The sequence below is a fragment of the Metabacillus sp. YM-086 genome (assembly GCF_048059995.1).
GTDB classification, from domain to species: domain Bacteria; phylum Bacillota; class Bacilli; order Bacillales; family Bacillaceae; genus Metabacillus; species Metabacillus litoralis_B.
In genome coordinates this window covers 1-23,265 of record NZ_JBLUOI010000017.1, presented here as the reverse complement: position 1 = coordinate 23,265, position 23,265 = coordinate 1, and the positions used below count along the sequence as shown (strand labels likewise).

Sequence of the window (23,265 nt, the reverse complement as noted above, 5' to 3'; positions counted from 1 at the left end):
CAATCCCAAGAGCAAAAGAAGAGAAAGATGGTTATCATTCCGTTAATGAAGACCAATCCAAGAGTAAAAGAAGAGGAAGATGTTCTTCATCCTGATAATGAAGACCACCCCAGAGTAAAACAAGAGAAGAAAGGGTCTTCATTCACGCCATGAAGACCCACTCACAGATCCAAATTAAGCAAACTGGTCTTCATCGCCACATGATTCCTAAACAAGACAACTAATATCGCCCCATCCCATAAAACCCCACAAAAAAAGCATGAACCCACCTAAGTGAATCCACGCCCAAATCCAAATCCCTACTCCAACTCCATCCAACTACCAACATGATGCACAGCAAACCCACCAAAACTTGAATAATCCTGGTATTGATCTAAAACAAGTCCTAACTGATTATTCATTTCCGCCTGACCTTCTTCAAAAAACGTAAAAAATCCGTCACTACTACCAAGATTCATCGTTTCAACTGCGATCGTTACATCTTTATTAAGCAACACAGCCAGATCCATCTCATATTTCACTAATTCAATAATGCCATTCGGGCCAACGGCTTTGTCGCGGTAGGCCATAATGGTCACTTCATCTGTATTTTTCAACGCCCATTCGGCTAGGTTTCCTTTTCCGTGCTTGTTACGGAAATTCATTTCATCAAACCAAAACGGAATGTCAACAGCGAGGCTGATATCTAATGCTGATGCGGTATTAGCGGCAGCTAAAATGGCTCCCTGGTATTTCAGAACAGCAGCACCATAGTTTGTTGTCCATTGCTCTGTTAAATATGGCTCAATATCAAGGTGAATTCCGGCGAACTTCTCACCAGCAGCTGCCCCGTTTTGATATCCACTAACCCAATTTGAAAAGTTCAAAAATGCTTTATTGTTAACACCCCAATTTGGTGCTCCATCTAACGCGTAAACATCCATACCTAGCTTTGCAGCTTCACTAATAAAAGTGTGATAGTAGGCAACATCAATACTACGGTCAATCTGCAAAAACACATGTGATACTTGCTTTGCTTCTAAAAACTGCAATGTAGCTTCACGGTCATACACAATTTTACTCGTATCCCAGAGCCATGTTGAATAATCTGGGGCACCCTCAGCTTGTGCTTTATGATTCAAAGCTAGACCTCCTAGTTGAGATCCTAATAAGAATAGTAATGTCAGAAGTACAACCTTCATTTTCATCATTTGCCTCTCCTTTTCATAAGCCCCATGGCCCAAAAAAGGAGCCTGGCAGCTTGGCAGCCGTACAATGTTCTCCATTGGGTAGGCCCATAGCTTTGCGTCCTTGCTTTTCAACAAGTTTGCCTTTTTCAGATTTTTCTTAAGTATAAGGGCTTGTCCGGTAAAAAGATATAGGAGTGGTTTCCTATCATTATTTTTCCCCTAAAATATAACAGGTAATTTCTGAAAAAATGTAATGAGAAAACAGCAAATGTCCTTTATAATAAATGATAGGGAATTCTGTCGAAAAGAATTCATTTGTACGGTAACAACTATGTGACTAAGGTGGGTGTACAGATGTTAAGAGGTTTATATACAGCAACAGCGGGAATGCTTGCACAGCAAAGACGTACTGAAATGCTTTCAAATAATATGGCAAATGCCAATACAGCGGGTTATAAAGCGGATCAAGCAAGTGTCCGCGCATTTCCCGAAATGCTTTTAAATAGATTGGAAAATAAATCAGTACCAACAACAAATGGTTCAAGCTTTGGTCAAATCACACCAATTGGTTCGATTAACACAGGTGCTTATGTTCAAGAACTACAAAGTACTTTTTCACAAGGTGGTCTTAAAGAGACTGGATTGTACTCAGATGTAGCTCTTTTAGAAGAGATTATTCCCTTAAATGCAGAAACAAATGTAAAAGGTGCTTTGTTTTTTGCGGTTCAAAATCAAGCGGGAGAAGAGCGCTATACTCGTAATGGCCATTTCACACGGGATAATAACGGGATCCTTCTTTCTGGTGGGAATCCGGTTTTATCTACAACTGGGCAGCCAATCTCCATTCAGTCTAGTGAATTCCAGGTAACGCCTGATGGCGAAGTGATTGCGGATGGAGAGTTCGTAGCGCAAATTGATGTTCGTTTTGAAGCGGATGTTCGTAACCTTGTAAAAGAAGGTAATGGTTTATACCGCACATTTAATAATGAAGAACTGCCAACAGCCGTAAACAACGAAAACATTCAATATAATCTAAGACAAAATTACTTAGAAACTTCAACAGTAGATGTTGGGCGTACGTATACAGATATGATGACAGCGTACCGTTCGTTTGAAGCCAATCAAAAGGTATTGCAAGCTTATGATAAAAGTATGGACAAGGCCGCGAACGAAATCGGCCGCATATAATAGGGGGTACTAGTAAATGCTACGCTCAATGATAACAGCGACGAATACGATGAGTCAGCTTCAAAAGCAGCTTGATCAAATCGGCCACAATATGGCTAATATTGATACACAAAGCTATAAAAGAACAGAAACTTCTTTCTCTGAGCTTGTACGTCAACAATTTAATAACCAGCCCAACGCTGCGGAGGAAATTGCAGAGCAACGTTTCGGCAGGGAATTAGGAATCAGACAGGGAACGGGAGCTATGCTTAACAGCAGCCTTGTTTTTACACAAGGAAACATGAAGCAAACAAGCAGAGAGCTTGATATTGCTTTTACTCTTCCTAATCAATTTTTACAAATTGACGTTAACGGGGAGATTAATTATACAAGAGATGGTGCATTATACTTATCACCAACAAATGATGGAACAAATCAATTATTGCTAACAACTTCTGATGGAAGTCCGGTTCTTGATGAAAATCAAAATCCAATTCGTTTTAATGATGATTTTCAAAAAATCGTTATTTCTAATGATGGAACGATTTCTACCGTTCAAAATGACCAAACAGAAGCACCACAAGAATTTCAACTCGGTGTTGTCCAAGTGGATCGCCCGCAAATGTTAATTCAAAACGGAAACAATCGGTATGGATTAAAAGATTTAGGCGGCATTCCGTTAAATGAAGTGTTAACGTTTCTAGAAGGTGAGCTGCGCGGCGATGTTGCAATGGAGCAAGGGGCACTTGAAATGTCCAATGTTGACTTATCCAAGGAAATGACCGATTTATTAATCTCACAGCGTTCTTATCAGATGAATGCAAAATCGGTTACACTTGGTGACCAAATGCTGGGATTAATAAACGGCGTAAGATAGGAGTTTAGTCTATTGGTAGCTAAAGAAACGACGAAACCGATCAGTCGAGAAGAAGTGAAAAAAGCCAAAAAGTCTAAAAAAGAACAAGAGAATCATGAGGAAAGCCGCCAAAAGGTGAGTGTTCGAGTGCGTTTGCTCCCTATTTGGGCAAGGGTCCTGCTTGTTTTAATTCTTATGGTTGTAAGCACAATCGCTGGACTTATCGTCGGCTACGGAGTCATTGGTAGTGGCGAGCCAAAGGATGCCCTCGAAAAAACGACTTGGCAGCACATCATTGACTTGGTTGAAAAAGAATAAAGCTCGGGATATACTTGATAAAAGGAAGGTGAAAGCCTTCCTTTTGTCGTACATATACATAGTGACGATTTTCATAAAAAGGAGCTTATACATATGTTAGATAGTAATGAAATCAAGAATATCATTCCACACCGTTACCCATTTTTACTTGTGGACCGCGTGCTCGAGGTTGAAGAAGGAACACGTGCAGTAGGAATCAAAAACGTATCAGCGAACGAAGAATTTTTTAACGGTCATTTCCCAGATTACCCAGTCATGCCCGGCGTATTAATTGTAGAAGCACTTGCGCAAGTTGGCGCAGTAGCTATCTTAAAAAAGGAAGAAAACCGCGGTAGACTAGCCTTTTTTGCTGGGATTGATAATTGCCGTTTTAAAAAGCAAGTTGTACCAGGTGATCAGCTCAGGCTAGAAGTGGAGATTACACGTTTACGTGGTTCACTTGGAAAAGGCAAGGCAATCGCAACAGTTGATGGCGAAGTAGCATGTGAGACAGAAATCATGTTTGCTTTAGGTGAAAAAAAATCAGAAGAGTAAGAAGTCATAAGAGTCAAATGACTAGATAGGTCGTTTGGCTCTTTTTGCATTAGAAAGGTTTTATTCGCAACAAACTTGTCTATATAAAGCATATCGGCTGATCAATTTTTATGAAAAGTCAGAATGAAAATAAACGAGATGGGAAACATAATCAAAGACCGGATTCAAAAGCTAAAAGGTCAAAATAGAAAGGAGCAATCATGATGAGAAAAAAATGGCTACTAACTTTATCAGGTTCATTATTAGCAGCAATGATCGTAACAGGTTGTACTGCAGATGACGAAGATCCAGCACCACCAGAAAATAATACAACAGAAGAAAACGGTGAAATGGATACAGAACAACCACTTGAAGATACTGGTGAAAACGTAGAAGAAGGCCTTGATGAGGGCGGCGACATGATGGAAGAAGGCGCTAACGAAGGCGAAAACATGTTAGAAGAAGGTACTGACGAAGCTAACGATATGATGGACGAAGGCAACAACGAAGGTACTCAAGAAGGTAACAACAAGGAAGACGAGAATAAATAAGATGAAAAGGCTAACACAAGATGTTGGCCTTTTTTATGTTTTAAATTAGAAATATTAATCATATTTAGTATCTTCCTCCGAATAGGATGAAATGAACAGAGTTTCTTAGATTAATATGGAATGATGGTTCCATAGGAAAAAAGAGGTGTGTTAGAGATGAAAGACATGAATGCTCCATACCAACAGCATCTAACGTATATGAAAACCTATCATCCGTTCCATAGTCGATTTGATCCTTGTCGTCCGATTGGTGTGAAATATTATTCAACACCACCGCATTTATATATGGGTTTTCAACCACCAACCCTACAACAGTTTCCACCTAGAGTTGCACTGAAAAAGGGAACACTTTGGCCTGCATTATATGATGATTACGTAAATCCATATGAGGCAAAAGGAGGTCCTAAGCCATGAGTCACAAGCAATTACCAGATGAATATTACAAGCTCCTAGAAGAGCTTCAAGCTGTAGACTTTGTACTTGTTGAGCTAACACTATACTTAGATACACATCCAAATGACATGCAAGCCCTCCAACAATTTAACCAATACGCTGCCTATTCCAAGCAATTAAGACAGACGTTTGAAGCCAAATTCGGCATGCTCACACAATACGGTGGCAGCTTCGCTGATGCAAATTGGAGTTGGGGAACTGCTCCATGGCCTTGGCAGGTGTAGTGGGGAAGGTCCTCGCTAGTGTTTTGGGAGAACGGAGTAACTGACCGGGATTTCTATATATAGAGGATTAACAGCAATTTAGTAGAGTTGCAGTAAATTAGGGGATAAATTGGAAGGAGAATGTTTGCTATTAAATTAGTGGATAAATCGGCAAGATAGCGGGTGTTTGCTATTAATTAGGGGATAAATCGGCAAGATAGCGGGTGTTCGCTGTTAAATTAGTGGATAAATCAGCAAGATAGCAGGTATTTGCTATTAAATTGGGGGATTATCGGTAAAATAGCGGGTATTTGCTATTAAATTAGGGGTTATATCGGCAAGATAGCAGGTATTTGCTATTAAATTAGAGGATAAATCAACAATTTCGCAGCATTTTCAATTATATAAAGAGGTTTATCTTCGATTATCGGCAGTTTATCTTCGATTTTTAGAGATTTATCTACGATTATTAGCATTTTATCTTCGATTCTGAAGATTTATCTACGATTAGACAAAAATCGACATAAACAGGAGAGGAGAATCACAACATGTGGGTTTATGAAAAAAAACTTCAATACCCTGTAAAAGTAAGCACATGTAACCCGACACTTGCGAAATATCTGATTGAACAATACGGCGGGGCCGATGGGGAACTCGCGGCTGCACTTCGCTACTTAAATCAACGGTACACGATTCCTGACAAAGTTGTGGGCTTATTAAACGATATCGGCACAGAGGAATTTGCCCACCTTGAAATGATTGCAACAATGATTTACAAGCTTACAAAAGATGCCACACCTGAGCAGCTAAAAGCAGCGGGCCTTGCTCCACACTATGTGAACCATGACTCAGCGCTTTTCTATCATAATGCTGCAGGCAACCCATTCACAACTGAATACATCCAAGCAAAAGGCGACCCAATTGCTGACCTTTACGAAGACATCGCCGCAGAAGAAAAAGCGCGTGCTACATACCAGTGGATCATTAACATGTCCGATGACCCTGATTTAAATGACAGTTTAGCCTTCCTACGTGAACGCGAAATTGTCCACTCGCAACGTTTTAGAGAAGCGGTTGAAATTTTAAAAGAAGAAAGAGACCGGAAGAAGATATTTTAAGAAAATTAAGCCCAGAACCAGGTGCGGTTCTGGGCTTTTTGCTATGAAGAAAGATATCATTTGCTGTAAAATACACTTTCAAAAAACACAAAAAGCCGCACAACCATGTGCAGCCATTCGACAAACTTCGGGAAGTGACAGGCACCAAGCACCCCAACCCCGCGCAAGCACTTGCTTCGCGCAGACATCCGACACTCTGTACAGACACCAAATCCCAGCCCCTAAACCGACCTCGCCAGCAAGCGCCCATCCAACAAAACAGAAATTGATTCATCCAATTCTGTGATGTTCTTTACACTGGCAGATATTTGCGCAGGTGTATTGGTTGTTTTGGAGATTGTAACAAGCACCTTCAGTTGTGTATCTGGTTGCTCCATGTGCTCATTAAAAAGAGGTAACCATTCTTTTGAAATTAAAGCTTCAATTAACCACGAGTTTTCGCCATCTTCTTTGTTAATTACAAGACCATCTTTCAAAGGAATTACGCCGTTTTCAGTTACTGCTGTATCCTCAATCTGTAGACCGACAAGCTTGAACGTTTTCATGATATCATCCTCGCTAGCTCGTTTTCTTTTAGTATACCATAGAGATCACAAACAACAGAATGAGCCGATGGACGGTCTATTTCGATACATTTGAAACTCGTTCAATGACGGTCATAATGATGGCTTCAATTTCTTTTCGATCTTTCGTTTTCACTAATAAAAGTTCTTGCAGGCTTTGCGTGAATTTAGGATTTTTTATTAAATAATCAATCAACTGAGAAACGGAGCCTTCAGCTTGATATTTTCCATACATTTCATAAAGGTATTCATTTGTCTGCTCATCGCGTCCAAGCAGATGATCAATGCTCACTTGAAAAGCATTGCTAAGCGATATTAAATAAGATAGATCAGGAGCTTGCTCACCTGTTTCAAGGCGGGTAATAACTGGTCGGGATACGCTGATTTTTTCGGCTAATTGCTCCTGTGACCAACCATTTTGTTCACGATAAAATCTTAGATTCATTTGGAATTTCTCTAATTCTCTCATGTAACCAACATTTCCCTTCTCCAAGCTTACTGTTATCGTAAAGGAGAATAGGGACAAGATATGTTCTAATACGGAACATATCAAGTGATGTTCTAATACTGTACAAAAATAGATAATTCGACCTAATTTAAGAGAATACGTAAAATACAACGAAAGAAAGAGAAGAATCTATCTTTTTCCTGAAATTTCGTCAAATTTAGCGAAAAATGAAAAATAGTTAAATTTTGAAATAGGTTGGATTGGAATATACTTACAGTGATAATAATTGAAAAGAGGTCATGAAATGGTCGAATTTAGACTGAAATCAATTTACTTAGAAAAAGATTCACAAAGAGTTGGAGAAAGTGCCGATGGAAATTTAGTTATTCTTAGAGTGGGAGATCAAGAGGTAGGTACAACGAATTATCATCATTTTCGAGTGCCTGTTCACGCTACAGTTGATATTCGATATTTAGAGCAGAATCTGAATAGTATTCTGCGCATCATTTTTCAATTAGAAAAGAGTGACTTATCCATTCAGTATTTTATCTGGAATGAGGATGAAAAACACTATATTGACGCACCTCTTCACGAAGAAATTATTCAATCTCAATCCTTTCAACACATTCTTCAAAGTATTAGCTTCACTGGCGAAAATCATTTTTCATATGTAACGAATTCCCTACAACGATTAACAGACCAACTTTATTAAAAAAACTAGAAAATTGTTGAATTTTGTTGTATTTGGAAAAAACCTATTTAAAAAAGGTATTTCCTTATTAGAAAAAATCAGTTTCATAGCACAATACCATTTAAAAAAACAAATTCACTCATTTTTCCAATCCTGAACAATCGAATACAATAAGCTTGTACAAAAGAGGAAAGGAGGAATGAAGTGATCAATCAAATCATTTTGGTTGGAAGATTAACAAAAGATCCCGAAATTCGGTACACAGCAGATGGAGCACCAGTTGCAAACATTACACTTGCAGTTAGCCGTAGTTTCCGAAATGCAGCTGGAGAAATTGAAACAGATTTTGTAAATTGTACGGTGTGGAGACGAACTGCTGAGAATACGGCTAACTACTGCCGCAAAGGTTCAATCGTAGGAGTCACAGGTCGGCTCCAAACACGCAGCTATGAAAATGCTGAAAAAACCCGTGTGTATGTTACAGAGGTTGTTGCTGACTCTGTTCGCTTTATGAGTAGCAAGCCACGTGAACTAGTTGAGCAAGAAACTTAAATTTCCCTCGTTCTCTTCATGAGAAAGAATCAATGGTATCCCCTTAATTCCACATTTTGAAGGCTGATTGCTGGGAGGTGATCAGCCGATTTTTTACATATCGAGCTGTGAAATTTCTAGGAGTTTCTACCTTTATAGAAAACTAGTTATATTGTAGCGTGAATTCCTTTTTTATATCGAGTATCATTACACTTGATTTGGAATTTCTGGTAAAATATGAAACTTACTGGAAACTCACACGTATTACATACAAAAGGGAAGAAGGAGTGTGCCAATTGAAAAAAACGTTATCAGTACTGTTTTCAGCCATGCTAGTGTTTATACTTGCAGCATGTAATCAGACTGCTACAACAGTAAATGAAAGTTCAAAGACAGAAGAAGAAAATAAAAAAGAAAATACATCAGAGCTAACCCTCGAACAGGTTATGACAAATTCAATGGAAGCTTCAAAAGAAATGAAGAGCTTTGCTGTTCAAATGGATATGAAGCAAGAAATGACTGTCCCAGGACAAACAGAAGCCATTAATATGGAGTCGGCAATTGATATGAAGGTCGTGACAGAGCCAATGACTTTATATCAAAAGATGGATATGAAAATGAATGATGTTGGAGCAGACAATGCATTATCGACTGAAACATATTTTTCTGCCGATGGAATTTATATATTAGATCCAGCTGCAAACCAGTGGATGAAATTCCCGAAGGAAATGTCTGATCAGCTTATGCAGTTATCGAATCAACAAACAAACCCAGCAGAAGAAATCAAAAAACTTCAGCAATTTGTTGATGATTTCTCTTTTGAACAAGATGAACAAAATTATATTCTCAAATTAAATGCTTCTGGTGATAAATTTACAGAATTCATAAAAGAAACAGTTAAAGAAACATTTCCAGAAGAATTATCTGCAGGTGAAGACATGTTTAATAACATGAAAATCAATAAAGTAACGTATGAAATACTTATTGATAAAGAAACATACTACCCAACTAGCTTAAATACAATAATGGATATGGAAATTACCGCTGAAGGCGAGACACTTAAAATGAAGCAAAACATGAAAGGGAAATACAGCGATTTTAATACAATTGAAGAAGTGAAAGTACCTCAAGAGGTTATTGATAACGCGGTTGAAATGGATATGTAAAATAAAGGCTGGTTGCTCAGCAATCAGCCTTTATAAAATAGATGATATAATAAATAAGAGGAGGTGAAAATGATGGAAGAGCTATTAAGATCGTTTATGAATCATATTGATAAGAAGTTTGAAGAGATAAATCAAAGATTCGAACAAATTGATAAAAGATTTAATGAGGTTGACGGAAAGTTAAACAACCTGACAAATGAAATGAAAGATGTGAAAACTGGTTTAGTTCGATTAGAACGCAGGCAATCGGCATTAGAAGAGAACCTTAATAACCTTGCAACAGAATCAAGAAGTCACTTCAAAAAAGTCGAAGAGGAATTAGAACAGCATCGAGATGCATTTAAAATATACTCCTCAGACCTGAACCGTGTAAAAACGGACGTTGACTACTTAAGTTCAAAAACAGGCATCCACGACACAAAGCTAAACTACATTGAAAAGCAGCTCGAACTATAAAAACAAAAAAACGACAGCTAAAAAACTGTCGCTCTACTTCGAAACCTTCTTTTCAATTAATGTTACAAGCTTTTGCCACTGTGGGGCCTTTTTTTCTTCATTTTTCTTCTTGCTTTTTTGCTTTGTCGCCATCAAAAAACCCCTTCCTAGCTCATCGATAACGTAAAGAGCTCCTCAAGTTCATCAGAAGAAAGCTCCGTAATCCAATTTTCACTCTGAATAATTTCATCATTTAAAGATTGCTTTTTCTCTAGCATCTCATCAATTTTTTCTTCAATCGTTCCGGTCGTAATGAGCTTATGAACATGAACAAAGCGGTCCTGACCAATTCGGTAGGCGCGGTCTGTTGCCTGATTTTCAACGGCAGGATTCCACCAGCGATCATAGTGGATCACATGGTTGGCTGCAGTTAAATTCAGTCCCGTTCCACCGGCCTTCAATGAAAGAATTAAAATCGGAAATTCCTTGTTTTGGAACGATTCAACCATTCGGTCACGCTCTGATTTCATCACACTTCCGTTCAAAAACAACACCTTTTCACCAAATTCCTTTTCCAGTAGCTTTTTCATCATGTCACCCATGCCGATATATTGCGTGAAAATCAAACAGCTTTCCTGCTGCTCACGAATCAGGGTGGTCAGCTCTAAAAGCTTTTCAATCTTATGTGAACGAGAAACTAACTGCTTTGGCTGCTGTTCCTTCAAATACAGGGCAGGGTGATTACAAATTTGCTTTAGCTTTCCAAGCATTTTTAAAATTAACGCCTTACGCTGCATACCAGCCAAGGAATTCACCTGCTCAAACGTATCCTTCACAAGCTGCTCATACAACGAGGCCTGCTCAATAGAAAGCGGAATATATTCCTTCTGCTCCTGCTTCTCAGGTAGATTCAAGGCAACCTGTTCATCTCGTTTTGTACGTCTTAATAAAAATGGCTTAATATAGCGTTGCAGCTGCTCAATTTGCTCCACATCACGATCTTTTTCAATCGGCAGAACATAGCGTTTATGAAAGCTATGCAAGCTACCTAAGTAGCCGTGATTTAAGAAATCATAAATGGACCAAAGCTCTGTTAAGCGGTTTTCCATTGGTGTTCCTGTTAAGGCAATATGATGCTGCCCGCGCAGCTTACGGATTGCCCGCGATTGCTTTGTATGGGCATTTTTAATATTTTGCGCCTCATCTAAGCAAATCGTGCTCCATTTAACAGCTGAAACTTCCTCATAATCTGCATGTGAAAGTCCGTATGAAGTAATAATCACATCATAATTCTCCAGAGAAGGAGCAAACTGCTCTTCCTTAGGACGGTTCGGGCCGTAATGAAGCTTCACTTTCAAATGCGGAGCAAATTTCTCAAATTCCTTTTGCCAGTTACCAAGCACTGAGGTTGGTGCAATGATGAGCGCAGGGTGCTCAGGCTTTTCCGTGGCTTTTACATAAGAAAAATAAGCAATCATCTGAATCGTTTTTCCAAGACCCATATCATCTGCAAGACAAGCACCAAAGCCAACACTACGTAAAAATAACAGCCAATCCACACCATTTTGCTGATAAGGACGAAGTGTTCCTTGAAATTCTTCAGGAATTGTATGTGACGGTAGTTCCTCTGTATCAGTTAGCTTCCGCAGCAAGCCTCTCATCTGCTGATTCAATTCAATTTGGATATTAGCAAACGCACGCGCATCAACAATGTCATCACGATCTTCTTCGTCAAGATCTTTTGCGTTCAGCTCCTGATGAAGAATATCAGACAAATGCAAGCCATCTCGATCGGCTTTTTTCAATATTGCCTGAACTTGTTTAATGAAGGCAGGATCAAGCTTAATCCACTGTCCTCTAAAGTTCACAAGACGGCGCTGCTGTGAAACGAGCTGCAGAAATTCCTCTTCACTCATCTCCACACCATTTGTAGAAAAGCGCCAGTTAAAATCAATCAGTGAGTTCATGCCAACAAATGACTGCCCACGTGGGGATGATGACACCTTCGCTTTGAGCATCAGCTGTGAATCCTTCACAACCTGCCACCAGGATGGAAGTAAAATCTCCACGCCCATATTGATCAGCGTCTCACTCGCATCGGTTAAAAATAACCATGCTTCATCTTCGGTCACATAGGTTGTTCCAGTTTGAAAGCTCAACCAAGGAACAACCTCTGAAAAGCGCTCCTGCTCACGTTCAATTTTGCTTAAGAAAGGCTTCCACTTTCTCGGCAATTCGCCTTGATAATGAACCAAGTCGTTTTCATCCGTTTTACTGCGCAGAAGAATCTCAAGCTGCCAATCATCGCTATCTGTTTCTGGTTCATTCAGGCGAAGACCAACTGTAAACGGTGTATCATCGTGATGCCACCCGATTTTTTCAAGAAAATCTGTTTCATCAATAAAATGTCCTTGAAACGTTGTTAAAACAGGATAGGTATTCACAATATCTGCCCATGCATCATGAAGAATCAGGTCATTTTCGATCAAATCAGTTATGGCTGCAGAAAACCAATCTAATGCAAAGCCTTCAAGTTCATTTCCGGAATCCTTGAAGCGTGTGACACCTTGCTTCCAGCCCTCAAAATCAGGGACGTACTCACCATTTTCGATAAGGTCATAAATGGTATGGGCCACATGGGCAAGGCGCTCTGCATCTTCTGACAAGGAAATCGTTGCGAGTGAGTTGTACGTTTCTTTCCCGAGTAACTCGACCATCATCCACGCTGAGAGCTGAACAGCGGGCAAGCCGATATAGCTAATGTCCTCTAATTTTGTTCCAAAAAAAGAAGACTCATGCCAGGTGAAAAGGTAGCGGGAAAACTCTTCGACTGTAAGCGGACTTTCATCATGCGCAGACGTACAGTAAACATAAAAAGAATTGTTTTCGATTTGCTCTGCATGCAAGACAATATTGACAGTATTAATCATGGATCAGCTTCCCTTTCTTCAATTCTTCCTGAAATGCACGTAGTCGTTTATGTTCATCTGATAGCTGCAAAATATAATTTTCCCATACTTCCTCGCGCTTCAGCTTTTTGTACTGAGCTTTCATTCTCTTTAAATAGCGCACAGCCATTTTATAATTTTCACGGGTCTTCATACTGATTTCATGCTTAACCGTTTTAACATAAAGAGGCAAAAGGACACCCGGCTCACTTTTTTCGATATCTTTTAACACATAAGTATCCATTTCTTCTATTGAAAAGCCTAACAACGTCTGCAGCTCAATCCACGTGCGATACTGCTCTTTATCTAAAAGAAAATCATGATATTCTGCATAGCTCAACGGAAGCATGTTACGACATGCACGTTCAAACAGCTTTTCATCATTCGTAGCTTTTGAGTATTGCTTAATAAGCTGCATCATATAGCGGACAACCTGTCGTTTTTCTTCAAAAGGAAGATCACTGTTTATGTATTCGTTTGAATTGTCCATCATGTAAGACATCCAGGCAGACATGCGCTTCCAGTTTTTCTTTTTCATGATGTCCTCAACCCAATGAAAGGTAAACGGCAGTGCAGCTGGTGTGAGCTTTTTCATTGTTTCAAAAATGTGCTCATCACGTGATTGAAGAAAATCCATATGCATGAGTGCTGTTTCCATTTCCACCGCATACGAAGGCTCTTTATTCTTTTCATTTTCAAGATGCTCCTCAAGCCATTCTCGCTCAATATTTATAAACTTATCGCGACGCAATAGCTCAATCCATAGCAGCTGATACAAATTCGAACGTTCATATTGATAGTGCTTGCTCGTGAACAATAGCTCACGGAAGCGCTCAACACTGTCCACTAATAGCGGATCAAGGGCAAACGGCAAGGCATAGCGCTTCATCTCAGAAATTGCGATTGCCACATTATCGGAAAGCTGATCAATATAAGGATAAATAATATGTTGTAACATATAGTCCGTTGGCTTCGTCTCATTAATAAGCTGCAAGATTTTTATAAAAACTGTCACAGATGCCTGAACGATAAAAAACTGTTTCATCTCAGGAGACTTAGGCGCCTTCTTTTTCAGGGCCGAATAATAATGATGAAAAAGACTTTGGAAAAGCTGATTAGGAGAAGAAACCTGTTCATACCAGCTCTCAAACTCACGATCAAAAAAAGCAATCCAGCTTGCAAGGGAGGAATCTTCATACTCCTTTTCAGGCTTTAAAAGTGAGCTTGCTTTTTGTACATGCTTTAACACGTCATCGATCGGTTTTTCTTCTTTCCAAAGATCAACGAATGTACCGACTCGGTCAACACTTGCATATACATATAAAAAGGCTGCTATACGGTGCCGACAAATTGAAGGAGCCGGACACGTACACGTGCTCATCACAAAATCATCTAAATCAAGCTCAACCTGAACACTCGTGACATCCTGGACTTTTGCAGAAACAGTGTGACTTGTTGTGCTCACATTATAAATACTACCTTGACGATATAAAATGAGTCCTTTTTTCACGACATTACGATCATGCTCATCCTGAGGAGAAAGCAACTGTTTAATCTGTTCACCGGCACCAAGTACAAATTCTTTACTAAGTTCCCGACCAAGCATAGAGAGGACTCCTTTCATTTAAAGCAGAACTGCGCCCAAGCACAGCTGCACTACATTAAACAGATAAATGATTGAAATAAACCTAATTCTTCTATTATAACGCATATTGAATCGATCAAAAAGGTTTAGTACAAGAAAGAAGCGGGGACATAAAAGATAAGCAGCTTTCGAAATTTTTATTTGTTCCGGGCAAACCAAAAAAATTACATCTTGTCAGCACCACAGAATCAAAGTATAATGACTTGGTATTGTCTGAATTTGTAAAAAAAGAAAGGAAACTTATACAATATGAAGGATAATCAGCTGAAACAAGAAGAGCTGTTACAAATTCTATTAAGCGCCTACGACAAAGGCGAAGCAAAAGTAGATATCACAACTAATGAAATGATAGAAGACTTAATTTCTCAAATAAGAAAAGTATATGCATCATAAAAAGAACGAGCACCTTTGGGGGTGCTCGTTTTTGTATTTGTAGGTGGTGCCTGTCACTTCTTGGATTTTGTTGAAATTTGTCTAATCGCAGATAAATCCCGATAATCGTGGATAAAACTAGAATAATCGCAGATAAATTCTCAAAATCGCAGATAAACTCTCCAGAATCGCGGATAAATGCATTATTAGCGAGGATAAACCGGAAATATTCTCGTTAGCAGCTGGATTTTCCGATAAAAAGTAATAACTCGGCAATAAAAATTGCAACAAAACCTCATACTTCCATGAAATACATGAATTATTCCACACAATCCATCAGAATATCACCAAAAAACATTTCCAAGAATCCAAATTACTCAACCCTCTCCCGTAATCTCCCCTACCAATCTCCCCCCACATCAACTAAAATAGTAGAAAACGCTTACCATTAAAAGGTGGTCACAACATGTTATACTTCCGACGTTTTCTATACATCATTACTTTTCTCGTATTCTTACTAACTGGTTTTCTTACATTATATTATGGAAAAGAAACATTTCACTTTAACGAAGAAGCTAAGCCTAATGCCGAACAAACTTACGACTATCATTTTGTCCTGATTCCGGAGGAGCTCGATAATGATTACTGGCGTCTCGTCGAACAAGGAGCAAGAGATGCCGCCAAATTTCACAATGTGTACCTTGAGTATTTAGGACCAAAGCAGGCAAATAATGATGAGTATTTAAAAACGATTGATATGGCAATCGCAGGCCTAGTTGACGGAGTGATCACGCAGGGGGTGGCAGAGCCGGAGTTTGATAAGCTTGTCACAAAGTCGAGAGAAAAATTAATCCCTGTTGTGACAATCGATACAGATGCTCCTGAAAGCGGCCGGGCTGTGTATGTGGGCACAGATAACTACTATTCTGGTTTTCTTGCAGGTAAAGCGCTGCTCAACGATACAAAGGGTGAGCAAAAGGTCGCAATCGTTACAGGTCGCCTTGAAGCACCTCATCAAAAGCTACGCGTTCAAGGCTTTAAGGATGCCGTTGCAACAGAAAAGCGAATCGAGATCGTTGCTATAGAAGAGTCCAATATCACGGAAATTGGCGCGCAAGAAGCTGCCCACCGCATTTTGCAGCAGCATCCTAAAACAACAGCATTTTACGGCACAAGTGCGCTCGATGGAATCGGCATTGCCAAGGTTGTGAAAAGGGTGAAGGCAGAAGAGGATTTGTACATTATCGGCTTTGATATTTTGCAAGAAACGCTTGATTATATTGAAGAAGGCACAATTGAAGCAACTGTCGTTCAATTTCCTTATCAAATGGGCTATGAAGCGGTTGAAAAAATGATTCAACTCAACAAGGGTGAAAAAATGGATCCACTTCAGCATACAGATACAAAGGTAATTTATAAAGAAGACCTGCCAATCTCACCATCCTCTATGAATGGAGGAAGTAAGCCATGACAAGCATTCGCAACAAATTATTAGTTTATTTTTTAGCTTTTGTACTACTATTTAATGTTGTTTCATATTCTATTTATTTCAGCAGTTCACAAATGGTCTCAGAGTACCATGCTAGCTTTGAGAGGTTTCTCCTATTTAATGAAATCTCTCAACAATCATCGCAGGTTTATGAAAAAATTAATGCTTATGTTGTGGAAAAAGACAATGTGTATTTAGAGGAGTATAGAGATCTAAAGAAGCGCCTCAAAGAAAATAATGAAAAGCTCCAAGAAGATGCAATTACAGGAATTAATAGAGAAGAGCTTGATAAATACCAAAGAATGGTTCGAAATCTGCTATTTGAAAGTGACATCACCATTGCAGCTGTTCAGTACGATAACTTAGATCAATACACAACACACGCGAAGGAAGTACGTAATATATCTTCATATATTTTGGAATCAACTCTTCAGCTAATCAATTTCGAGCTAGCTGAATACCAAATGTTTTACCAAGAAATGGAAGAGCGACAGCATGCTTTTAAATGGTTCACGATTAACCTTTTCAGCTCAACCCTTCTGTTAGCGTTATTAACCGCAGTCTTGTTCTCGAGAGGTCTGACTCATCCATTGCGAAGATTATCTAAAGCGGCAAAAGAAGTCTCAGAAGGAAACTTCGAAGGTCCGCCAATTAAGGTGAAAACTAATGATGAAGTAAAGGTATTAAGTGACTCGTTCGAACACATGCGAGAAAATATTAAACAATTAATAGAAGAAATAAAGGAAAAATCCGAGCTTGATCAGCTCCTGAAAGAATTGGAACTTAAGCATTTACAAAATCAGATTAATCCACACTTTCTGTTTAATACATTAAATACAATCTCAAGAATGGCGTATTTAGAAGATGCCAACGTTACATCAAGGCTCATTCAATCCGTTTCAACATTGTTGCGATCAAGCCTTGGTGACATAAATAAATCAGTCACATTAAAAGAAGAAGTGAACGTGGTAAGAGAGTATTTCTATATCCAAAAAACAAGATTTGCAGAACGCATTACATTTAAAACAAACATCGATGAAGGCTGCCTTGACACCAAAATCCCAGCCCTCACCCTCCAGCCATTAGTCGAAAACTCCTTCATACACGGAGTCGAAAAGCTGGAAGAGGGCGGAATCATCAGCTTGAACATTTATTGTGAAGATGACCAAGTCATCGTCGAAGTGGAGGACAACGGCAAAGGCATGGACGAAGAAACTAAGAAACGCATCTTCTCCCGCGACCAAATCGACCTCCATGAACAACACAGTGGCCACTCCACCGGAATCGGCCTCCAAAACGTCATCAAAAGACTCGAGCTAGTCTACAAGCAACAAGATATTTTAGAAATAGATTCAGAGATCAACAGAGGGACGACAATTCGGATGAGACTGCCGCGGGGATGAGGTGCAGAAACGGGTGCCTGTCACCACCCGAATTTTGTCGGCAAAAACTCGGGAAGTGACAGGCACGCCCCACAATTTGTCGAACACACCTCCCCTCACACAAAAACACCAAAAAGGAGGCAAACCCATGAAAATCATCATAGTAGATGACGAATTGATTGAACGCAAAGCGATGAAAAAGTTTATTACCGAGAGCCTTACACATATGGAGGTTGTTAGCGAAGCGGCAAATGGTCGCATTGCAATCGAACAAGCAAGGCTTCACAAGCCGGACATCATGTTCATGGACATCCACATGCCCGGTATCGACGGTCTCGAAGCGATCAGACAAATTCTCGCCGAGCTGCCGCAAACGAAGTTCATTATGGTGTCAGCATATAATTCCTTTGAGTATGCAAAAGAAGCAATGAAGCAGGGAGTTAAGGAATATATCCTCAAACCGAGCAACAAACAAGAAACACTCGAATCCTTACTCAGAGTTGAAAAAGAAATCAAAGAAGCCAGACAAATAGAAGAACAAACAAAGCAACAGCTAAACGAAACAGAAAAGTTGGTCAAGCAACAGCTCATCACTGCGATCACACAAAACGAAATCACAGCCGACACCGAGCAAATGTACCGAAGTCTCTATCCAAACGCACAAATGGGCTTCTTCCAAGTCATCACAGGCTGTGACATCACAACACTATCAAACACACTTAAACACAAAACCGATCTACCACATATAATAAAAGCACAAGGAGACAAGCAAACTGTTCTTTTCCTTTCAGAAAAAAAATCAGCGCATCACCTAAAAGCAGATGCGCTTAACCTAGCTCGAGCTCTAAGCCATGAGCTTCCATCCGATACAAACATCGGTATCGGATCACCTTTTGCCGAATTAGACAAGCTATCAATCTCATACCAACAGGCCTTGCTAGCTTCCACCCAGCTAACAAAGGAAACAAGTGTATCCTATGGATTTCCGTTACTTAACGAAAAAGAAGACAGCACAGCCAAAAAACTAGAAAAGTCCATTCAAAATGAAATCACAGCCGGAAGAGTCGACCAAGCAACCGATTACTTCCATCTATACTATGACCATTTAACGAAACAATTTGACCAAAATGAAAAAGTCACGCAACACATCCGAGAATGGGCAATCAAAATCAAGCAAGCAATTGAAGAGGAAGGTATCAACCTTCGGGACCTTCCCATTCTTCAAGCAAATACAAAAGATGATTTTATCCATCTCCTCCGCCAATTTGGAGAAAAAATCATTCTCCAAGGCGAGGGCAACGATGCCATTTCAAAAGCAAAAACCTATATTCACGACCATTACAAAGAATCGTTCAGCCTTGAAGATGTTGCGGCATACGTTGAGCTAACACCAACGTACTTTACCAAAATGTTCAAGGAACAAACAAAGACAACATTCATCGACTATGTGACCGACTATCGAATAGAAAAATCTCAGGAGCTTCTCCTCCAAACGAACCTAAGTTTAAAAGAAATCGCCTATGAAGTTGGGTACAAAGATCCAAATTATTACAGTCGAGTCTTTAAAAAGGTGACAAATTTATCACCTAAACAGTTCAGGTCGACCACAAAATAATGCAGAAATAAATAAAATAGTGAAGAATTTAACTAATAAAAACGCTTCCATTCCCCTTTATACTAAAACTAGTAAGCGATTACAAACATATAAACAAGGGGGATGTAAGATGAAAAAGACTTTCCTATTATCACTATTTTTAGTCTTTACATTGATTGTTTCAGCTTGTAGCTCAGGCTCAAGCACAGAGGAAGCATCAGAAGGCAGCAGCAGTGAGGGCGGCGGCGATAAAGCAGCTCCATTAGATATTTTCAGCTGGTGGACTGGTGCTGGTGAAGAAGATGGATTAAAGGCTCTTATTGCATTATTTGAGGAAAAGCATCCAGATATTCCAATTGAAAACGCAGCAGTAGCTGGTGGAGCAGGAACAAACGCGAAGGCTGTACTTGCGAGCCGTATGCAAGGTGACGATCCTCCGGCAACATTCCAGGTTCACGGTGGTGCCGAGCTTAACGAAGGCTGGGTAGCAGCGGGGAAAATGGAACCACTTAACGATTTTTTTGAAGCAGAAGGCTTAAACGATAAATTTCCACAAGACTTAATTGACATGGTAAGTAAAGATGGCAACATCTACTCTGTACCAGTGAACATTCACCGCGGTAACGTTCTATGGTTCAACAAAAAGGTATTTGAAGAAAATGGCTTAGAAGCACCAACAACATTTGATGAGTTTTTTGAAGTAGCAGATGCATTAAAAGCAAAAGGCATCACACCATTAGCTCTTGGAGACAAAGAGCCTTGGACTGCAACACATCTTTATGAAACAGTTCTTTTAGGTACATTAGGTGCTGAAGACTACGGTAAGCTTTGGACTGGCGAATTATCATTTGACGATCCAAAAGTAGTAGAAGCAGCAGAAACATTCAAAAAAATGCTTGCTTACATCAACGAAGACCACGCATCTCGTAACTGGCAAGATGCAACACAATTAGTTGCAAACGGCGAAGCAGCGATGAATGTGATGGGTGACTGGGCAAAAGGGTATCTTGTAAATGACTTAAACCTAGCTGTTAACGAAGACTTTGGCTATGTAGCTACTCCAGGTACTGACGGTCAATTCATGGTTATTACAGATACATTCGGTTTACCAACAGGTGTTGAAAATCCAGAAGGTGTAAAACAATTCTTAAGCGTATTAGCATCAGTTGAAGGTCAAGATGCATTCAACCCACTAAAAGGATCGATTCCGGCACGTGTTGATTCAGACGTTGAAAAATATGACCAATACGGAAAAGACACAATCGAAGACTTCAAAACGGCTAGTCTAGCACCAAGCTTAGCGCACGGTTCAGCTGCTGCTGAAGGCTTCTTAACAAAAGTAAACCAAAATGTGAACATCTTCGTTACACAACAAGATGTAGGTCAATTCACAGATTCCTTAGTAGCTGCTCAAGCAGAGCTTAAGTAATCACCAAGGGGATGAGCACAGTCTCTTCCCCTTTTTTATACTATCAATAGCTCATACTTTATGGAGGATAGTATAAGAAAAACTAAGGCTTTCGCCATTGCGGGCGACAAGCCAAGTTTTTCTAAAAGAGGCCAGGAATCGATTCCCTGACCTCTCATAAAGGAGGAGAACTTAGATGGAAACAGTCAAAACATCACAATCAGCCCAGACCGTTGCATCCCTACCGAAAAAGAAAAAGCTAACAAGTGATCACCTTATGGCCATCGGCTTTATCCTGCCATCATTTATTCTTATTTTGGTCTTTGTTTATGGCTTTATCGGCTGGACCGGTTATGTATCCTTAAGTAATTGGAACACACTAGTTCCTGATTTTTCGTTCGCAGGTCTAAAAAACTACATCTACTTATTCCAAGACTTCCGTTTCCAAGCGGATTTACGTAATACAATCTTTTTCACAATCCTATTCATTGGCTTTGTAATTATAAGCGGAATGGGTCTTGCGATTTTACTTGATCAAAAAATTAAAGCAGAGCCCGTATTCCGTAACCTGTTTTTCTTCCCAATGGCGCTTTCGTTCGTCGTAACAGGGGTAGTTTGGCAGTGGCTATTAAACCCAACAACAGGTGTGAACTTATTTTTAAGCAAACTCGGCTTAGAGTCAAAATGGTATACAGACACAACTATCCTCGCAGGCTTTCAATGGGGAAAAATTGAATTCGGGATTCCGGCAGCACTAATTGCAGTTGTGATCGCAGCCGTTTGGCAAATGACTGGCTTCTCACTTGCAATGTATTTAGCAGGATTACGCGGTGTTCCAGATGAAGTACGAGAAGCAGCACGTATGGACGGTGCATCTGAATTTACAATCTATCGAAAAATTATTCTACCATTATTACGTCCAATCACAGTGAGTGTCATCATCATCATGGCTCACATTTCATTAAAGATTTTCGATCTTATCTATGCCATGACAGGTCCTGGTGCAAACTTCGTCACTGACGTACCTGGTGTTTATATGTTTGAAACAACATTCCGTGGCAACTATTATGCAAACGGTGCAGCAATCGCAATTATCATGCTGGTATCTGTAGCTATTTTTATCGTGCCATATTTAATCCACAGCAGAAAGGGTGAAGCGTAACATGGTGCTACAACGAATCGGCAAACCTATTATTTATCTCATCTTAATCGCCATGAGTCTGTTCTTCCTTATGCCAGTTTACGTTATGCTCATCACAAGCTTAAAACCATTTGATGAAGTAACGCTAGCAACCATGTGGCAGCTACCAAGCTCACTCGACTTTAGTGGTTACACAGAGGCATTTGAAAAATTAGCACCAAACTTAATGAACTCATTTTACCTAGTTATCCCGGCAACACTACTATCTGCCTTACTAGGAGCAATGAACGGCTATGTGTTATCAAAATGGAAATTCAAAGGCGCAGACGTTCTTTTCACAGTAATCTTATTCGGAATGTTCATTCCATACCAAAGTATCTTAATCCCATTAATTCAGTTCTTACGTGAAGTAGGACTATATAACTCAATCATCGGTTTAATTTTCGTTCACGTTGTTTATGGCTTACCAATCACAACACTCATGTTCCGTAACTTCTACGCGAACATCCCGGAAGAAATGATCGAATCAGCAAAAATCGATGGAGCGGGTTTCCTAGGAATTTTCCGTCACATCATGATTCCACTTTCCATCACAAGCTTTGTTGTAGTAGCAATCTGGCAGTTCACAAACATCTGGAACGAATTCCTATTCGCAGTAACAATCACAACCTCTGATCAACAACCAGTTATGGTTGCCCTACAAAACCTATCAGGAAGCCAAATCGTTCACTGGAACGTCCAAATGGCCGGGGCACTATTAGCCGCATTACCAACATTGTTAGTATATATATTACTTGGGAAATATTTTGTAAAAGGACTATTAGCAGGATCGGTGAAAGGGTAAGGTTGAGGGCAGTCTCCAGTGGTGGGGGCTGTCTTTGTTCATTTCTTGTGAAAAATGCTTAACCAATAGCGTACTTCCTAAAAAGATTGTAAAATATTGTAGAGAAGGAGGTGAGTTCAATGGAAGAACGATTAGAGCGAATGGAAAACATGCTAGCCAACTTGATAAGAATGGTTGGTGATATGAAACAAGAGCAAACGGATATGAAAAGGGAGCAACAAGAAACGAGACAAGAAGTTAAGGATATGAAACGAGATATC

Annotated in this window: 24 protein-coding genes and 1 riboswitch; of the genes, 19 read left to right on the top strand and 5 right to left on the bottom strand. The window is 39.7% G+C overall.

Annotated features, from left to right (window positions below; translation table 11 throughout):
- Window positions 1–27: 27 nt before the first annotated feature.
- The gene (locus ACEWK1_RS09865; RefSeq protein ID WP_269671130.1) at window positions 28–153 is read left to right on the top strand and encodes a hypothetical protein; all 126 of its coding nucleotides are present in this window, start codon (window positions 28–30) and stop codon (window positions 151–153) included.
- Window positions 154–299: 146 nt separating this feature from the next.
- Here ACEWK1_RS09865 and ACEWK1_RS09860 read toward each other — a convergent pair whose 3' ends face one another.
- On the bottom strand, window positions 300–1,190 hold the full coding sequence (locus tag ACEWK1_RS09860; protein ID WP_232273759.1) for an amidase: 891 nt from the start codon (window positions 1,188–1,190) through the stop codon (window positions 300–302).
- Between the two features lie 41 nt (window positions 1,191–1,231).
- Window positions 1,232–1,321, bottom strand: a riboswitch (cyclic di-GMP riboswitch).
- 202 nt (window positions 1,322–1,523) lie between these two features.
- Between ACEWK1_RS09860 and ACEWK1_RS09855 the strand changes: the two genes are divergently transcribed.
- From ACEWK1_RS09855 to cotJC, 8 genes are all read left to right on the top strand, one after another.
- Window positions 1,524–2,357 (top strand): flagellar hook-basal body protein, encoded by an 834-nt coding sequence (locus tag ACEWK1_RS09855; RefSeq protein ID WP_212135456.1) that lies wholly within the window; start codon window positions 1,524–1,526, stop codon window positions 2,355–2,357.
- A gap of 16 nt (window positions 2,358–2,373) precedes the next feature.
- Window positions 2,374–3,213 carry a flagellar hook-basal body protein gene (locus ACEWK1_RS09850; protein WP_212135457.1) on the top strand — a complete coding sequence of 280 codons (840 nt, stop codon included), beginning with the start codon at window positions 2,374–2,376 and terminating at the stop codon, window positions 3,211–3,213.
- A 12-nt stretch (window positions 3,214–3,225) separates the two neighbouring features.
- On the top strand, window positions 3,226–3,510 hold the full coding sequence (locus tag ACEWK1_RS09845) for a DNA-directed RNA polymerase subunit beta (RefSeq protein ID WP_212135458.1): 285 nt from the start codon (window positions 3,226–3,228) through the stop codon (window positions 3,508–3,510).
- A gap of 93 nt (window positions 3,511–3,603) precedes the next feature.
- Window positions 3,604–4,044 carry a 3-hydroxyacyl-ACP dehydratase FabZ gene (gene fabZ / locus ACEWK1_RS09840; RefSeq protein WP_121663843.1) on the top strand — a complete coding sequence of 147 codons (441 nt, stop codon included), beginning with the start codon at window positions 3,604–3,606 and terminating at the stop codon, window positions 4,042–4,044.
- 203 nt (window positions 4,045–4,247) lie between these two features.
- Window positions 4,248–4,574: a hypothetical protein gene (locus tag ACEWK1_RS09835; protein ID WP_212135459.1), complete on the top strand. Its 327-nt coding sequence runs from the start codon at window positions 4,248–4,250 to the stop codon at window positions 4,572–4,574.
- Between the two features lie 165 nt (window positions 4,575–4,739).
- Window positions 4,740–4,988: a spore coat associated protein CotJA gene (locus tag ACEWK1_RS09830; protein WP_121665131.1), complete on the top strand. Its 249-nt coding sequence runs from the start codon at window positions 4,740–4,742 to the stop codon at window positions 4,986–4,988.
- Entirely contained in the window at window positions 4,985–5,251 is a 267-nt protein-coding gene (locus ACEWK1_RS09825; protein WP_098798616.1) for a spore coat protein CotJB, read from the top strand. Before ACEWK1_RS09830 ends, ACEWK1_RS09825 begins: the two co-directional genes overlap by 4 nt.
- 527 nt (window positions 5,252–5,778) lie before the next feature.
- A complete protein-coding gene (cotJC, locus tag ACEWK1_RS09820; RefSeq protein ID WP_121663840.1) occupies window positions 5,779–6,348 on the top strand; it encodes a spore coat protein CotJC in 570 nt (189 codons plus the stop codon).
- Window positions 6,349–6,569: 221 nt separating this feature from the next.
- Here the strand turns inward: cotJC and ACEWK1_RS09815 are convergent, their stop codons facing one another.
- Together ACEWK1_RS09815 and ACEWK1_RS09810 are read right to left on the bottom strand one after the other, a co-directional pair.
- Window positions 6,570–6,893 (bottom strand): YwpF family protein, encoded by a 324-nt coding sequence (locus tag ACEWK1_RS09815; protein ID WP_121663839.1) that lies wholly within the window; start codon window positions 6,891–6,893, stop codon window positions 6,570–6,572.
- A 76-nt stretch (window positions 6,894–6,969) separates the two neighbouring features.
- Window positions 6,970–7,356: a helix-turn-helix domain-containing protein gene (locus tag ACEWK1_RS09810; protein WP_212135461.1), complete on the bottom strand. Its 387-nt coding sequence runs from the start codon at window positions 7,354–7,356 to the stop codon at window positions 6,970–6,972.
- Window positions 7,357–7,663: 307 nt separating this feature from the next.
- On the opposite strand from ACEWK1_RS09810, the gene ACEWK1_RS09805 reads away from it, so the two are divergent.
- From ACEWK1_RS09805 to ACEWK1_RS09790, 4 genes are all read left to right on the top strand, one after another.
- Window positions 7,664–8,071, top strand: coding sequence for a hypothetical protein (locus tag ACEWK1_RS09805; RefSeq protein WP_212135462.1), 408 nt, complete (start codon window positions 7,664–7,666; stop codon window positions 8,069–8,071).
- Window positions 8,072–8,254: 183 nt separating this feature from the next.
- Entirely contained in the window at window positions 8,255–8,602 is a 348-nt protein-coding gene (locus tag ACEWK1_RS09800; protein WP_212135464.1) for a single-stranded DNA-binding protein, read from the top strand.
- 275 nt (window positions 8,603–8,877) lie between these two features.
- Window positions 8,878–9,747, top strand: coding sequence for a DUF6612 family protein (locus tag ACEWK1_RS09795; protein ID WP_212135466.1), 870 nt, complete (start codon window positions 8,878–8,880; stop codon window positions 9,745–9,747).
- Window positions 9,748–9,819: 72 nt separating this feature from the next.
- On the top strand, window positions 9,820–10,203 hold the full coding sequence (locus tag ACEWK1_RS09790) for a hypothetical protein (RefSeq protein WP_212135468.1): 384 nt from the start codon (window positions 9,820–9,822) through the stop codon (window positions 10,201–10,203).
- 146 nt (window positions 10,204–10,349) lie between these two features.
- Here ACEWK1_RS09790 and ACEWK1_RS09785 read toward each other — a convergent pair whose 3' ends face one another.
- The gene (locus ACEWK1_RS09785; RefSeq protein WP_212135469.1) at window positions 10,350–13,112 is read right to left on the bottom strand and encodes a DEAD/DEAH box helicase; all 2,763 of its coding nucleotides are present in this window, start codon (window positions 13,110–13,112) and stop codon (window positions 10,350–10,352) included.
- Complete coding sequence (locus tag ACEWK1_RS09780; RefSeq protein WP_212135470.1) at window positions 13,105–14,736, bottom strand: SWIM zinc finger family protein; 1,632 nt, start codon at window positions 14,734–14,736, stop codon at window positions 13,105–13,107. Before ACEWK1_RS09780 ends, ACEWK1_RS09785 begins: the two co-directional genes overlap by 8 nt.
- Before the next feature lie 877 nt (window positions 14,737–15,613).
- On the opposite strand from ACEWK1_RS09780, the gene ACEWK1_RS09775 reads away from it, so the two are divergent.
- The 6 genes from ACEWK1_RS09775 (at window position 15,614) to ACEWK1_RS09750 (ending at window position 23,005) form a co-directional block, all read left to right on the top strand.
- Window positions 15,614–16,618 carry a sugar-binding protein gene (locus ACEWK1_RS09775; protein WP_121663831.1) on the top strand — a complete coding sequence of 335 codons (1,005 nt, stop codon included), beginning with the start codon at window positions 15,614–15,616 and terminating at the stop codon, window positions 16,616–16,618.
- Entirely contained in the window at window positions 16,615–18,039 is a 1,425-nt protein-coding gene (locus tag ACEWK1_RS09770; RefSeq protein ID WP_212135471.1) for a sensor histidine kinase, read from the top strand. The genes ACEWK1_RS09775 and ACEWK1_RS09770 overlap by 4 nt, the downstream gene beginning before the upstream one ends.
- Window positions 18,040–18,166: 127 nt before the next feature.
- Complete coding sequence (locus ACEWK1_RS09765; RefSeq protein ID WP_212135472.1) at window positions 18,167–19,633, top strand: response regulator; 1,467 nt, start codon at window positions 18,167–18,169, stop codon at window positions 19,631–19,633.
- A gap of 109 nt (window positions 19,634–19,742) precedes the next feature.
- Window positions 19,743–21,041, top strand: coding sequence for an ABC transporter substrate-binding protein (locus ACEWK1_RS09760; protein ID WP_212135473.1), 1,299 nt, complete (start codon window positions 19,743–19,745; stop codon window positions 21,039–21,041).
- Between the two features lie 175 nt (window positions 21,042–21,216).
- Window positions 21,217–22,182, top strand: coding sequence for a carbohydrate ABC transporter permease (locus tag ACEWK1_RS09755; protein WP_121663827.1), 966 nt, complete (start codon window positions 21,217–21,219; stop codon window positions 22,180–22,182).
- Window position 22,183: 1 nt separating this feature from the next.
- Entirely contained in the window at window positions 22,184–23,005 is an 822-nt protein-coding gene (locus ACEWK1_RS09750; RefSeq protein ID WP_212135474.1) for a carbohydrate ABC transporter permease, read from the top strand.
- Window positions 23,006–23,265 lie beyond the last annotated feature (260 nt).

Coding starts and splice junctions, on each gene's coding strand:
- ACEWK1_RS09865 (WP_269671130.1), top strand. CDS start 28: ATGGTTATCATTCCGTTAATGAAGACCAATCCAAGAGTAAAAGAAGAG.
- ACEWK1_RS09860 (WP_232273759.1), bottom strand. CDS start 1,190: ATGATGAAAATGAAGGTTGTACTTCTGACATTACTATTCTTATTAGGA.
- ACEWK1_RS09855 (WP_212135456.1), top strand. CDS start 1,524: ATGTTAAGAGGTTTATATACAGCAACAGCGGGAATGCTTGCACAGCAA.
- ACEWK1_RS09850 (WP_212135457.1), top strand. CDS start 2,374: ATGCTACGCTCAATGATAACAGCGACGAATACGATGAGTCAGCTTCAA.
- fabZ (WP_121663843.1), top strand. CDS start 3,604: ATGTTAGATAGTAATGAAATCAAGAATATCATTCCACACCGTTACCCA.
- ACEWK1_RS09835 (WP_212135459.1), top strand. CDS start 4,248: ATGAGAAAAAAATGGCTACTAACTTTATCAGGTTCATTATTAGCAGCA.
- ACEWK1_RS09830 (WP_121665131.1), top strand. CDS start 4,740: ATGAATGCTCCATACCAACAGCATCTAACGTATATGAAAACCTATCAT.
- ACEWK1_RS09825 (WP_098798616.1), top strand. CDS start 4,985: ATGAGTCACAAGCAATTACCAGATGAATATTACAAGCTCCTAGAAGAG.
- cotJC (WP_121663840.1), top strand. CDS start 5,779: ATGTGGGTTTATGAAAAAAAACTTCAATACCCTGTAAAAGTAAGCACA.
- ACEWK1_RS09815 (WP_121663839.1), bottom strand. CDS start 6,893: ATGAAAACGTTCAAGCTTGTCGGTCTACAGATTGAGGATACAGCAGTA.
- ACEWK1_RS09810 (WP_212135461.1), bottom strand. CDS start 7,356: ATGAATCTAAGATTTTATCGTGAACAAAATGGTTGGTCACAGGAGCAA.
- ACEWK1_RS09805 (WP_212135462.1), top strand. CDS start 7,664: ATGGTCGAATTTAGACTGAAATCAATTTACTTAGAAAAAGATTCACAA.
- ACEWK1_RS09790 (WP_212135468.1), top strand. CDS start 9,820: ATGGAAGAGCTATTAAGATCGTTTATGAATCATATTGATAAGAAGTTT.
- ACEWK1_RS09785 (WP_212135469.1), bottom strand. CDS start 13,112: ATGATTAATACTGTCAATATTGTCTTGCATGCAGAGCAAATCGAAAAC.
- ACEWK1_RS09780 (WP_212135470.1), bottom strand. CDS start 14,736: ATGCTTGGTCGGGAACTTAGTAAAGAATTTGTACTTGGTGCCGGTGAA.
- ACEWK1_RS09775 (WP_121663831.1), top strand. CDS start 15,614: ATGTTATACTTCCGACGTTTTCTATACATCATTACTTTTCTCGTATTC.
- ACEWK1_RS09770 (WP_212135471.1), top strand. CDS start 16,615: ATGACAAGCATTCGCAACAAATTATTAGTTTATTTTTTAGCTTTTGTA.
- ACEWK1_RS09765 (WP_212135472.1), top strand. CDS start 18,167: ATGAAAATCATCATAGTAGATGACGAATTGATTGAACGCAAAGCGATG.
- ACEWK1_RS09760 (WP_212135473.1), top strand. CDS start 19,743: ATGAAAAAGACTTTCCTATTATCACTATTTTTAGTCTTTACATTGATT.
- ACEWK1_RS09755 (WP_121663827.1), top strand. CDS start 21,217: ATGGAAACAGTCAAAACATCACAATCAGCCCAGACCGTTGCATCCCTA.
- ACEWK1_RS09750 (WP_212135474.1), top strand. CDS start 22,184: ATGGTGCTACAACGAATCGGCAAACCTATTATTTATCTCATCTTAATC.